Consider the following 13,388-nt stretch of genomic DNA (forward strand, 5'->3'; position numbering starts at 1 on the left):
GTTTCAGGCGTTGCTTGTCGCTTCATGCCTCGGCCAGGTGGATCGGTACGACGAATTGCACCACCGCTCCGCGGGGTTGGTTCGCTGCGGCCCAGAGGCGGCCTCCATGGGCTTCGATGATCGAGCGGCAGATGGACAGTCCCATACCCAGGCCAGTGGGTTTGGTGGTGTAGAACGGGGCGAAGATCTGCTCTGCGTTTTCGGCGGCGAATCCAGGTCCCGTGTCGCAGACCTGGACCAGTACGCCACCGTCAATATCGGGCTGGGTGCTGATTTCCAGCTCACGCGTACCCTGCTCGACCGCGGCCATGGCCTCAACGGCATTGAGGATGAGGTTGAGCAGCACCTGCTGAAGCTCTACCCGATCGCCCGCCACGGCTGGTAGAGAAGCCACGAGGTGCAGGTGCACTCGCACCCCGCCCTTGAGCACTTGCCCACGGGTGAGTTCGACCATCTCCTGGATTGCCCCGTTGATGTCCAACGCCCCCTTGCGCGAAGGTGTCTTGCGCAGCAGTTCGCGGATGCGCTTGAGCACGTCGGCGGCCCGATTGGCGTCGCGGACAATGCGGCCAAGCACTTGGCCGACCTCGCCCAGGTCAGGCGGCTGCGCATCAAGCCAGCGCTGCGCCGCGTTGGCATTGGTGACCGTGGCGGCAATCGGCTGGTTCACCTCGTGGGCGATGGTCGCCACTAACTGTCCCATGGTCGCCACTCGGTTGGCATGCGCCAGTTCTGCCTGTACCTCGCGGTAACGACGTTCGCCTTCGCGCACCAGCTCCTCGGCGCGCTTGCGCTCGCTCAGGTCCAACACGAAGGCCACGCCCTCTCCGCTGCCTGACTCGAACGGCGCCAGACCGATAATTACCGGCAGACGACTGCCATCTCGCTTGAAGTATTCCTTTTCGAATGGCGGCGCGCTGCCATGTCGCACCGCTACGAGCAATGATTGCTCGCTTTCTTCGAGGAACTCCGGTGGCGTCAGGTCGCGCCAGCGCAATTGCCGGGAAACCAGGTCCTCGCGCTGGTAACCGAGCATCCGCAGAAAAGCATCGTTGGCGTCGAGGATTTCACCTTCGGCATTCCAGACGATGATGCCGATGATATTGGCATCCACCAACCGGCGAATCCGCGCCTCACGCTCGGCAACGTCTCGATACAGCCGAGCCTTCTCCAGGGAAATCGCCGCCTGCGATGCCACCAGTTTGAGGACCGCCGTGCGCGCAGGGCTGAAGGCACGGGCAGTCAGATTGTTCTCCAAATAGAGCGCCCCGCTGACCTGCCCCTGACTCACCAACGGAAGGCAAAGGACAGATCGGACGCCCCGCCGGCGCAGGTAGGGGTCGCCTGCAAATTCGGGCGCAACCAGAGCATCGTCGAGAACCAGCGTCTGCTGCGTGCGCAGCACCTGGTAGAGCACTGTTTCCGACAACAGCCCGTCCGGCAGTTGCCCCTGGTCCGCAGACATTTGGGGTTCGGCTCCATCTACGCTGGCCTGAGCAGCGATACGCGGCTGCCCGTCGCCACAAAGCAGCAGCACTCCCCGTTCGGCGCCGGCCTGTTCGATGGCCGTGCGCATGACGCTGTCCACCAGGCGTTCCAGGACGATCTCCCCTGAGACGGTCTGCAGGACCTTCAGCACCGTTGCCAGGTCAAGCTGCTCCATGGGCGCCGCTATGGTCGCTGTGTGCTGCGCACCAGCCGACTCGTGGCCCAGCAGGGGGTGCATAGCATCGAGCTGTCGCACCTTGCCCTCCGCTCCCCAGCGTCGGAAGCAGTCCCGAGCTTCCTGCCAGTAGAGCCTTGCCACCCTGTCCAGCCCACGTATGGCGTAATGTCGGGCGGCCGCTTCGTAAGCGAGCGCCTCTACCTGCAGGAATCCGCTTTCCTGCGCTGATCGCACGGCCCGCTCGTGTAGCGCCTCGGCATCGCTATCGCGCCGCTCAAGGTGAGCGATCTGCGCATCCAACAACAGGATGTGGCAGGTGTAATTTTGCGGGCAGAGCCGCGCCCAAGCCTGCAGCGCCTGCCGATGCGCCGAGAGCCTGGCACACAGCTCGACCAGGGCATACTCCGCGCCCGACGCAGCCAGGGCCAGCCCCGTGAAGAAGTGATACTCGGCTTCCTCAAGAAAGGAGTCGGAGGTGTTGAGCAAAGGCTCGGCCAGCGAAGCCGCCTCGAGGGCCGCTCGATAGTCGCCGGCCAGGTAGCGAGCTTGCAGTTTGCGCACCCAGTACCAGCAGGCGAGCACCTTGGAGGAATTTTCCAAGCCGCGCTCCGTAGCCGCCTCGCTGTAGTTAGGAGTGTCCATGTAGCCGAATTCAAGCGTGCCGCCACGTAGCATGCGGACCATCGCTAGTTGATTTTCCAAAAACGCAATGACCAGACCGAAGCGGACCTTCTTCGCATAGGCCAGGCTCCGTTCCGCCTCTGCGTCCACCTCGGCCAGCGGCAGGCCGGCGAAGAACAGGTTGGAAACCAGGATGTTGCAGGAGAATGCCCCGAACGGCAGGTCGCCCACACGATTCGCTGCGTTGAAGGCCCGTTGCAGGATAAGGCTGCAATCGCGCACGGGTTTCGCCCACCTTGCAACGAACAGGGCGAAGGCAAGATACGTCCGCGCCTCGTAGCGCTGCAGTCGACGCCGGTCTACCAGATCACAACCCAGTTGACCGAAGAGAAAGCCCGCCTGGAAATCGCCGAAGCGCCGGCCGGCAATGCGCGGAATGTTGGCATAGGCCACGCTGGACGTATCGCTGTTGCCATGCTCCAGGCTCAAGGTGATGGCTCGGCAAATGGTGAGGCACGCCAGGTTTTCATCGGTGTGCAGTGCCGGCGAGAACAGGGTGGTGAGTATCTCCATGCAGGCCAGGGCCCTGACATTGCTCATCGGAGGCAGCGAGACGAGCTGATCGATGGGACGCCCGGCCAGTTGGGTCCAGATCCGCTCGTACTCTTCCTGAACGGCCTCGTCGCCTGGATGGGGCGGCCAATCGATGCCCAGGCGGCGCAAGGAGTCCAGGCAGACCACGACCGCTTGATCCCGACGGTCCGTCAGCAGGTGGATATCAACCAGCAAACAGGCCACCACGGTTTGCTCAGCGGTGCCCTGGGCGACGTCGCCCAACCCCTCCAGGCGCTTCTCCGCAGCCGCCAACAGCCCGGTGGCGAACTCGCATTCCGCGCGCCCCAGCTCCAGGGCGAACAGGAGGTCACGGCGCTCGCGCCGGACAGTCCGATCAAGCAGTTCCGCTCCGGTGGCGAAATAGCTGAGGGCCGCTGCATAGGCCGCGGAAGCTTTGGCGCGCTGTCCCGCAAGCAGGTTGAGTTCAGCCAGCCGCTCGCGTTCGACTGCTGCATTGATCAGCTCCATGCCTCGATTGAGCTGGCCGACAATTTCGAAGATTGCCTCCTCACGCTGCCGGGGCGATACATGGGCGGCCAATAGCCGCCCGATACGTAGGTGTGCAGCAGCTCGCTCTGTCTGTGGAATCAGCGAATAGGCCGCTTCATGGATGCGGTCATGGGCGAAGGCGTAGGCGCCCTCCTGACGCTCCACAAGCTCCTGGCGGATGGCTTCCCAGAGCGCCTGGTGCAGTTGTGCTCGCGGCATATCCAGAACGCTGGCAAGCGTGCCGGAATCGGCCAGGTTGCCGAGGCAGGCAAGCTGCTGCAGCACGTGTTGCGTCTGCTGAGGAAGGCGCGCCAGCTTGCCGAGCATCAGGTCGACGACATTATCGGTATAGCCCTTGGCATGGATGAGCGCGGCATCCCAACGCCACTGGCGGAACTCGTAGTCAAAGCTCAGCAGCCCCTCCTCGACCAGGGCATGGAGAAACTGGATGGCGAAGAAAGGATTGCCTGCAGTCTTCTCGTGCACCAACAGCGCCAGGGGGCGGATCTGTTCAGCGCGACAATGCAGTGCCTCAGCGATCATCTGCTCGAGATGTTGCCGCTTCAGCGGCGTCAGCTGGATCTCCTCGATGCGCACTTGCGCCGAGGCCAGTCGGCGCAGGGTCACGCTGAGCGGGTGGCTGTCGTCGATTTCGTTGCTGCGGTATGCCCCCACGAGCATCACATGACGAAGCTCCGCGCTGGAGAGGAGATCATCAAGCAGATCGAGGGTAGCAGCGTCCAACCACTGCAGATCATCTAGGAACAGCGCCAGGGGGTGTTCCGGCCGGGCGAAGACGCCGATGAAACGCTTCAGCAGCCGCAGGAACCGCCGATGCGCCTGCTGCGGTTCGAGTACTGGCAGCTCCGGTTGTTCGCCGATGATCAGGCGCAGCTCCGGAATCAGCTCATTCAGCAGCTGCCCCTCGCCTTCCAGGGCCTGCTCCAGCTCCGAGCGCCATTGCGTCAGTTCCCGATCGTTCTTGCCCAACAGCATGCGAACCAATTGCTGGAACGCCTGCACGAGGGTGGCATAGGGGATGTCTCGCTTGTATTGATCGAACTTCCCCGAGGCGAACAGGCCGCGAGGCGGCACCAGAGCCTTATGTAGCTCACTGACCACCGAGGTCTTGCCGATCCCCGAATAGCCGCTGACCAGCAGCAACCCGCACACCTCGCCGGAGACGCTGCGCTCGAAGGCCGCCACTAGCGAGGCCACCTCCTGTTCACGGCCGTAGAGCTTCTCGGGGACCAATAACCGATCCGGAATACTGTGCTCGTCCAGCGCAAATTCTTTCAGGACACGACCGGCTTCCCAGTCGGCCAGGCAGCGGCGCAGGTCCTGTTCAACTCCCGCGGCACTTTGGTATCGGTCCTCGGCGGTCTTGGCGAGCAACTTCATCACCAGGCTCGACAACACCTTGGGCAAGCTCGGCACTCGCCGCTCGGGCGCCACCGCCTGGCGCGCTATATGGCAGTGCACCCATTCCATGGCGTCGCAGGCAGCAAAGGGCAACTCGCCAGTAAGCATCTGGTAGAAGGTCACGCCCAGCGCATAGAGGTCGCTGCGCGAATCGATCGAGCGGTTCATCCGCCCGGTCTGCTCAGGTGCCATATAGGCCAGGGTTCCGGCCAGGGTCTCCGCCGGCTCCGGGGTCTGACGCTCGCGCGGCAGCCGCGAGGCTAGGCCGAAACCCGTGAAGCGCGGCCGGCCATCGGAGCAGTCCACAACAATATGCGCGGGTTTAATGTCCTTGTGCAGCAATGAGGCTTGATGCAAGCGTGCCAAGGCATGAGCGATGCCGATCGCCAGACGGAGGAAGCGCTCCAGTGGCATGGCGGTGCCCAGCGATGCCGAGAGCGGCTCTCCCCCTGGGTCCCGAAGCACTAACAGGGGGCGCCCACCCTCATGCAGCAGCTCTTGCGGTCGAATAGCCCAGGCTTCGTCCAACTCGTCACGCAAGGCGAATTCATGATTCAACCGCTCAAGGCTGGCTGCGGAGGGCGAGTCCGCGGCAGGTCGCGCGGTCAGAACCAGGCGGTCTTCGTGACGGGGATGCGGGCCTCGGCCGAAGATACGCTCGCCATCGTCCCAGAGCCGCTGCGGTATTGCAGGCATGCCAATCTCCCCAAGCGGGCCAATCGTACGTTCAGAAGGGCGAACGAAGCTGCGGAGCGATCCCCAGGGCTTCAGCCTTGCGGACCAGGTCCGCTACGGAGCGGGCAGACAACTTCCTCATCAGTTGCCCGCGGTGGACCTTGACGGTGACCTCGCTGAGATTCAGCTCGGCCGCAATCTGCTTGTTCATCAGCCCGCCGACGACGAAGCCCATCACCTCGCGCTCGCGCGCCGTAAGTCCCGCATAGGCTTGGCGCAGCCCGGCGCTGCTCTGTTCTGCAGCCAGCCGCTCACCGTCTCTGGCAAGAGCGCTGGCCACCGCATCGAGCATGTCCTGGTCACGAAATGGCTTGGCGAGAAAATCCACCGCGCCGGCTTTCATCGCCTTGACAGTCATGGCGATGTCGCCGTGGCCGGTCATGAACACGATGGGTATGCGCAAGCCTGCCTTGTCGATCCGTTCCTGAAAGGCCAGACCGCTCTCCCCGCGCAGGCGTACATCAAGAACCAGGCAACTGGGCGCCGCCGGCCGGTGAAAGGCCAGGAATTGCTCGGTGGATTCGAATGCCTCGACCCGCAGGCCAATGGAGCGCAACAGCCCGGTCAGGGCAAAACGCATCGACTCATCATCATCGACCACATAAACCACCGGATCACCCAACGTACCGGTGCGGGCGTTTCCCCCTGGTTGCGACCCACTCATTTTTGTTCCCTCCTGTGGCCAACGTGCGCAAAAAATCTAGTCCATGGTGCAATGGCGGCCACTGCCGCCCACCCCGTCCACTGACCGCCGGTTACAACTGGCAAAGCGTCCGAAGCTAACTTGGCAGTCACGGCAACGCCAGGCCAAATAACGTGGATTTTCCGCCAATACTGCGCGACGCTTGCATTGCGTTAATACAACGGGTATTCCGCCATTTTGGCCAGCTCCGCCAAGGCACGATGATGTCACCTCCCCAACCACTGGAACCCACCCGCGCCCTTGCGCAAAAAAATCTTCGCCCGGCAGTTGTTGCCGAGCGCGAGATCGTCTTCATTGCCTACCCCCAGATGGGCCTGCTCGATCTGAGCGGAGCGCAAACAGTATTCTGGGCAGCGAGCCGAGCACTTGCCGAACGCAGCTTGCCTGGTTACCGCCTGGCAACCGCCAGCCTGAGTGGAGAGCTGGTCGCCACTGCCGAAGGCCTCTGTGTCACCACTCAGCCATTGGAGCAGATGAACCTCGCGTGCCTCGATACACTGATCGTTCCGGGGGCTCCTGACATCTGTCGCACCCTGGACCGCCATGCCGAGCTGGTTGCCTGGATCGCCGGCAACGCTGCCGCCGCGCGGCGGGTCGCCGCCGTTTGCAGCGGGGCGTTCCTACTGGCCCAGGCCGGCTTGCTCGATGGGCTGCGCGCCGCTACCCACTGGGCCATGTGCGACGCGCTACAACAGCGCTTTCCGAAGATCCGGGTGGACGCCGATGCGATCTTCGTCCGACAGGAACGAATATGGACCTCCGCAGGCGTGAGCGCAGGCATCGACCTGGCGTTGGCCCTTGTCGAGGAAGACTGCGGACGCGAGGTGGCGATGGCGGTGGCGCGGGAGCTGGTGGTTTACCTGCGGCGTCCCGGCGGCCAGGCGCAATACAGCAGATTGCTGCAGGCCCAGTCCGGCGAAACAGCTCCTTTCGATAAATTGCATCTGTGGCTCGCAGAGCATGCAGGCGATCCTTCGCTGTCCGTGGAGACACTCGCAGAACAGGCGTGCATGAGCACGCGCAATTTTTCCCGTCTGTACAAGGCCAGCACAGGGCGCACGCCGTCCAAGGCCATCGAGCTTTTTCGGCTCGAAGCGGCCCGCCGCCTGCTGGAGGATACGACTCTGGTGCTGGAACGAGTGGCGCGCCAGTGCGGCTTCGGAAACGAGGAGCGGATGCGTGGCGTTTTCCAGCGCAACCTGTCGGTGTCGCCGCGCGACTATCGGCAGCGGTTCACCCGCGACGATTGAGCGCCACGTCATATCAGGCCACCTTGGCTTCGCGTTCAGCCTGCTCGCATAGGTAGCGATACAGCCGGGAGCGCAACCAGCATTCCCGTGGGTCGGTATGACTGATTCCACGCCAGGCCATCGACAATTGCGGCGCTGGAAGGTCGAGTGGCGGGAAATCCGCCCGCAGGCCGGGATGCCGTACCATGGCTTGCGCGACATACTCCGGCACCAGCGCCACCAGCTCCGTACCCCGTAACAGAGCGGGCAAGGCGCTGAATTGCGGAACCGCCAATACGACCTTGCGCTGCCGACCCATCCGATCCAGGGCAAGGTCCAACTCGTCACTGATCTTGCCCATGGACGACACGACCACCTGCGGATGACTGCAGAGGCCGTCCAGGTCCAGAGGCCCGGATGCCGTAGCGCAGCGCAGGACCATCGGCCGCACGGCGCGCAAGTCGCGACAATGGGCGTTGGCAGGCAGTTCCTGTGCTGGACTGATGGCGACCGAGACTTCTCCGCTCTCGAAAAGCCGTGCCAGCTGGAAATGCTCTACCCGCCGGACAATCAACGTGATGCCCGGTGCCTCCCGACGCAAACGCGCCAGCAATTCAGGCAGCAGTGCATACTCCACGTCATCGGAAAGCCCTACATGAAAGGACGCCTGACTGGTGGCAGGGTCGAACGCCTCGCTGAAGCTCAGGGCCACGGCAATTCCGTCCAGCGCCGGAGCAAGCCGGGTGTAAATCGCCTCGGCACGCGCAGTGGGTTCCATCATGCGGCCGACGCGAACGAACAGCGGGTCATTGAACAGGGCGCGCAGTCGCCCCAAGGCACTGCTGATGGTGGTCTGGCTGACGAAAAGCAGCTCACCGGTACGCGTGACACTGCGTTCGCGCATCATGGTTTCGAAAACCACCAGCAGATTGATATCCGTATGTCGCAACTCGTGTCTGTTCATGGTGTCCGCCGCCGGGTGATTTGGAATCGAACAAAAACCGCAAGGCAGAAAGGCAACGCCATCCGCCAGGGATATGTCGCAGGCTAGAAATCAGCTTGGAGGTTGTCTGTTGTACAAGCGGCTTGACGGGCCTATCCATGGACCCGGATACCCTGTCCACAGGTATGAGTACACTGCACCCGACGTATCGAATCATGCGCGAGGACGCGCTCGGCCACCGTCCCGAACGCCCTTCCGAAACGCGCTCATTGCGGTAGCGCAGAACCTGACTTCTATACCTAGGTATACTTCTTTGTTCCGGCGGTGGGCGTATCGTGACTGACAGAAGAGGCGCAGTCTCAAGCGAGCCAAGATGCCCCAGCAAACGCAGGTCCGCCCGACGCCCGTTGTCGCCATCGTCGACGATGACGAGTCGCTTCGCAGCGCACTGGAAAGTCTGCTACGCGCCAGCGGTTACCGGCCCCTGCTCTTCGCCGATGCCGCGCAATTCCTTGGCAGCGAAACCGCGCCGACCTGCGCTTGCCTGATCTCCGATCTGCAGATGCCCGGTATCAACGGGTTGCAGATGCATACGCGCCTCAGGGCCATGGGGCTGCGCATCCCCACGATCTTCATCAGTGCCTTCATCGAGGCATTGCCGACTTCTGCTATCGGCCATGATGGCGTGGTCGCCTGCCTGCCCAAACCGTTCGACAGCGAGCACCTGCTCCAATGCGTGGCCATGGCTCTCGGCCAATGAGCCCCCAGCACTCGTTCAGACAGCAGCACGGACGTTATACCCAGGTATAGGTCCATGCCACCAACGCATCGGTTCACCGACTGCAGGTAGAAGTGTCGGACGACGCGCGCCCCCCTAGCATGACTCCCACAGCGGACCAGCCCACTGCGCGAAGACCTTCTTTCGTGAGCAGGACGCATCGGACCGGCTGCAACGCAAACCTCACGCTCATTGTGCGTCTTCATCTTCGGGAGCAAATCATGCAACAGCGAATATTGGTCATCGGCGCAGGATTCGGCGGATTGTGGAGTGCGCTGAGCGCAGCTCGCCTGCTGGACAAGCATGGCCGCCAGGACGTGCAGATCACCCTGCTTGCACCTCAGGCAGAACTGCGCATCCGCCCGCGCTTCTACGAACCCGATGTGCAGAGCATGTTCGCCCCGCTGGATGATCTATTCGAAGCGGTGGGCGTGCAGTTCGTCCAGGGCACTGCCGAGCGTATCGACCAGCAGGCCCGCAAAGTCGGCTACCGTGACGCTTCCGGCCGAGTCGCCGAACTTACCTACGACCGCCTGGTGCTGGCCAGCGGCAGCCAACTGGCCCGCCCCTCGGTGCCGGGGCTGAAGGAGTACGCCTTCGACGTCGACCAGATCGAGTCGGCCGCGCAACTGGAGAGCCACCTGCTGTCGCTGCGACAGCGGCCTGCCAGCCCCGCACGCAATACGGTAGTGGTGTGCGGTGGCGGTTTCACCGGCATTGAAACGGCCACCGAGATGCCTGCCCGCCTGCGCGCCGTACTGGGGGAAAACGAGGATGTGCGCGTGATCATCGTCGAACGTGGCGAGCGGATCGGCGCGGTGATGGGCGATGGTATCCGTCCGTCGATCATCGAAGCCTCCGACAGCCTGGGCATCGAATGGATTACCGGCGCCTCAGTAGTCGCTCTGGATGCCGAGGGTGTGACCCTTGATGACGGTCGGCACATCCAGAGCCACACGGTGATCTGGACGGTCGGCTTTCGCGCGAGCCCACTGACGGAGCAGCTCAGCGCCGAGCGTGATAGCCAGGGCCGCCTGCACGTGGACGGTGACCTCCGGGTGGGTGGCCAGGACGACGTATTCGCCGCCGGCGACGTGGCCTACGCGGCCACTGACGACCTCGGTAACTTCGCCGCGATGTCCTGCCAACACGCCATCAGCCTCGGTCGTCATGCTGGCAACAACGCCGCCGCCGACCTCCTCGGCCTCGCCCCGGTTCAGTACCGCCAACCCAAGTACGTCACGTGCCTGGACCTGGGCGCCTGGGGCGCGGTGTACACGGAAGGCTGGGACCGACAGCTGAAGCTGGTGAAGGCTGAGGCCAAGGAACTCAAGACGCAGATCAACACTGTGTGGATCTATCCCCCGGCTGCCGACCGCCGCTCCGCCCTGGCGGCCGCCGACCCGCTGATTCCCGTCGCGTGACCCGCGCTGCGCTCGCTCGCCAACGGCCAGTGCCTGCGCCTGATGACACGGTAAATAACAGGAGATCGACCATGACCACGTACCTGAATAGCTTCGCCCCATCTAGCGGCGCCATACCAGCCCAGGAGTTGGTGCCCTCGCGCTACGCCCTGCGCCTGGGCGACGTCGATGTGATGGTGGTCAGCGACGGCGTATTGCCGCTGCCGACCGAGACCATGTCCATCAATGCCACACCTGCCGAGCGTGCAGCCTGGTTCAAGGACATGCACCTGGGCCCGGACATGTTCGACTGGGCACTGAACGTGCTGGTGATCCGCAGTGGCGAGCAGATCATCCTGGTGGATGCCGGCCTGGGCAACCAGTTTCCTGGCTTCCCCCGCGCCGGCCTGTTCCCCAAGCGCCTGAAGGATGCCGGCGTTGAGCTTTCGTCAGTCACTGACATCATCATCACGCACATGCACATGGACCACGTCGGCGGTCTACTGGTCGACACGGTGAAGAACGGTCTGAGCCCCGACGTTCGCATCCATGTCACGGCCACCGAAGTCGACTTCTGGAAAATCCCTGACTTCAGCCTGACGGTAATGCCGCAGCCCGTGCCAGACGTCCTGCGTCGCACCGCCAACGAATTCCTCGCTCACTATGGGGATCGACTGCATATCTTCGAGCAGGAGCAGCACGTGGCACCTGGCGTAGTCGCCAAGCTGACCGGGGGCCACACGCCCGGCCACTGTATCGTTCAGGTGGACTCTTCCGGTGAGCGCCTGACCTTCGCTGGGGACGCTCTATTCCCGGTGGCCTTCGACCATCCGGAATGGCACAACGGCTTCGAGCACGATCCGGACAAGGCATACGAGGTGCGGGTGCGCCTGCTGCGCGACGCAGCGGAAAGTGGCGAGCTGTTCATCGCCACCCACCTGCCTTTCCCTTCCGTTGGCCGGGTTGCGGTCGATGGCGACGCCTTCCGTTGGATCGCGGCCTTCTGGGACTATTAAAAGCCCGAGCGAACCCCGGCCTCCCTTTCGTTGCTGCGCATTGCCGTTCTGCTGCGAAGTGGAGGCCACTTTGCCGAGCATGCCCCCTTGCTTGCCATTTGGTTGAGCAGATCAACCTGCCCAGCTTTGGCCGCCGGCTCTGGCAGATCAGTGTCGATAAAGCCGTCGTTCAGAAACCATGTACAGCTTTGAGGCTACACGGCAGAAGGGCTGTGGAGGGCTCATGTATGTTCACGTTCGTGCCAGATCATCCCCTGGTCTGCGGCGTCATTCTCATCCTCATTGACCTGGCGTTGTGGCAAATGATCGATGCCTCACAGCGCAAGGTGCGGATGTCCGTGCGAATCAGCATATTCATCACCTTCAGTTGGGTCCTGACCAACGCCGGTATCAGCCCGCTGCAACCGCCACTGTGGCCGGAAGACCCTCTTCTCCAGCTGACGGGTACGGTACTGGGTATTGGCTGGTGGTTGTTCGCTGCCAGAACCGTGACCATTGTCCTAGGCAGTGGACTGGCGGCCCGTGGCGGCCACAGCGCACGACTGCTGCATGATGTGATGGGGGCGGCGATTTTCCTGATCGGGATCGTCGGCGCTGCAGCCTATGTCTTGCAATTACCGGTCAAGGGCCTGCTGGCGACTTCTGGAGCCATGGCGATCGTTGTGGGGCTGGCTGTGCAGAGCACATTGAGTGACGTGTTTTCCGGCATCGTGCTCAACACCACCAAGCCGTATCACCTCAATGACCTGATTTCCATCGACGGTACGCAGGGCCATGTCGTGGAGATCGATTGGCGGTCGACGCATCTGATGACCGACGAAGGCGGCATCGCTGTGGTTCCCAACTCTGTCGCAGCGAAAGCGAGAATTATTAACCTGAGTCGCCCAGGTGATGTACATCGGATTCGAACAGTGATTGCGGTACCCAGCAGTGTGCGCCCGCGCCTCGCTATTGATGCCCTCGAAAAAACCCTACGCGGAACGAGGGCGCTGCTGTCGGCGCGCCCCGCCAAGGTCTCGGTCAAAAGCTCGCATCTGGAGTACACGGAGTACGAGCTGAAAGGATTTGTCGCATCGGCCAAGAACAAGAACGATGTCTCCAACATGATGTTCGATCTCGCCCACCGCCACCTCGAAGCCGCCGGCGTCACTTGGGGACATAATCCGGAAAATCCACGCTGGAGTCGCCAGCGCCGGCTTTTGGAGGAGGTCCGGGTTTTTCGTTCGTTGAGCAGCAATGAACGTGACCGTCTCGCTGACGAAATGACACCGATCGATTACCAGGCTGACGAGGTCGTTCTGGGCTTCGGAGAGGTGGCCGACTGCCTGATGATCATCAGTACCGGAGTCATGTCGGTATCAATCCACGACGGTGAAAAACTCATCGAGGCAGGCCGTATGGGGCCAGGTGAAATCATGGGAGAAGAAGGCATTCTCGCGGGGAACCCCTCGAGGGGAGAGTTTCGCAGCATCACAAGCGGGCAATTCTTCCGCATTGGCAAAGATATGTTCGGTAGCCAGTTGGAACACCTGCATGAACTTCAGTCCGCTCTCAGTCACTTGCAGGAACAGCGTGAAGAGATCCGGGAGGCGGTAATCCTGCAGAAGCCAGTGGAAACCAAGAAAAAAGGATTGCTGAGCTGGCTATTGCAGCGCAGATAAATTGAATAGGCCTTTCGCTAATAGACAAACACGCGCCGCGCGATGCCAATCATTAGGAGGCCCAAAGAGCTTGCTGAGAGCTCACCTTGAAAATACAACTTTCCATG

Annotated in this window: 8 protein-coding genes; 5 read left to right on the forward strand and 3 right to left on the reverse strand. The window is 62.4% G+C overall.

The genetic code is table 11. The features are described from left to right. Positions 1–22: 22 nt before the first annotated feature. A complete protein-coding gene (locus tag ACCC94_RS01860; protein ID WP_413347767.1) occupies positions 23–5,509 on the reverse strand; it encodes an AAA family ATPase in 5,487 nt (1,828 codons plus the stop codon). A gap of 31 nt (positions 5,510–5,540) precedes the next feature. Then, positions 5,541–6,212, reverse strand: a complete 672-nt coding sequence (locus ACCC94_RS01865) for a response regulator transcription factor (RefSeq protein ID WP_239743551.1) — start codon at positions 6,210–6,212, stop codon at positions 5,541–5,543. Positions 6,213–6,454: 242 nt separating this feature from the next. Between ACCC94_RS01865 and ACCC94_RS01870 the strand changes: the two genes are divergently transcribed. Then, positions 6,455–7,501: a GlxA family transcriptional regulator gene (locus tag ACCC94_RS01870; protein WP_413347768.1), complete on the forward strand. Its 1,047-nt coding sequence runs from the start codon at positions 6,455–6,457 to the stop codon at positions 7,499–7,501. A 13-nt stretch (positions 7,502–7,514) separates the two neighbouring features. On the opposite strand, the gene ACCC94_RS01875 is transcribed toward ACCC94_RS01870, so the two are convergent. Beyond that, positions 7,515–8,444 carry a LysR family transcriptional regulator gene (locus ACCC94_RS01875; protein ID WP_413347769.1) on the reverse strand — a complete coding sequence of 310 codons (930 nt, stop codon included), beginning with the start codon at positions 8,442–8,444 and terminating at the stop codon, positions 7,515–7,517. A 352-nt stretch (positions 8,445–8,796) separates the two neighbouring features. Here ACCC94_RS01875 and ACCC94_RS01880 point away from each other — a divergent pair, with 352 nt between their 5' ends. The 4 genes from ACCC94_RS01880 (at position 8,797) to ACCC94_RS01895 (ending at position 13,281) form a co-directional block, all read left to right on the forward strand. Next, the gene (locus ACCC94_RS01880; RefSeq protein ID WP_413347770.1) at positions 8,797–9,183 is read left to right on the forward strand and encodes a response regulator transcription factor; all 387 of its coding nucleotides are present in this window, start codon (positions 8,797–8,799) and stop codon (positions 9,181–9,183) included. A 239-nt stretch (positions 9,184–9,422) separates the two neighbouring features. Beyond that, a complete protein-coding gene (locus ACCC94_RS01885; protein ID WP_413347771.1) occupies positions 9,423–10,625 on the forward strand; it encodes an NAD(P)/FAD-dependent oxidoreductase in 1,203 nt (400 codons plus the stop codon). A gap of 71 nt (positions 10,626–10,696) precedes the next feature. Next, entirely contained in the window at positions 10,697–11,620 is a 924-nt protein-coding gene (locus tag ACCC94_RS01890; RefSeq protein WP_196619606.1) for an MBL fold metallo-hydrolase, read from the forward strand. Positions 11,621–11,847: 227 nt separating this feature from the next. Next, positions 11,848–13,281, forward strand: coding sequence for a mechanosensitive ion channel domain-containing protein (locus ACCC94_RS01895; RefSeq protein ID WP_413347772.1), 1,434 nt, complete (start codon positions 11,848–11,850; stop codon positions 13,279–13,281). The last annotated feature ends 107 nt before the right edge of the window (positions 13,282–13,388 follow it).

This window comes from Pseudomonas sp. Pseusp97 (genome assembly GCF_047304025.1).
GTDB lineage: Bacteria > Pseudomonadota > Gammaproteobacteria > Pseudomonadales > Pseudomonadaceae > Pseudomonas.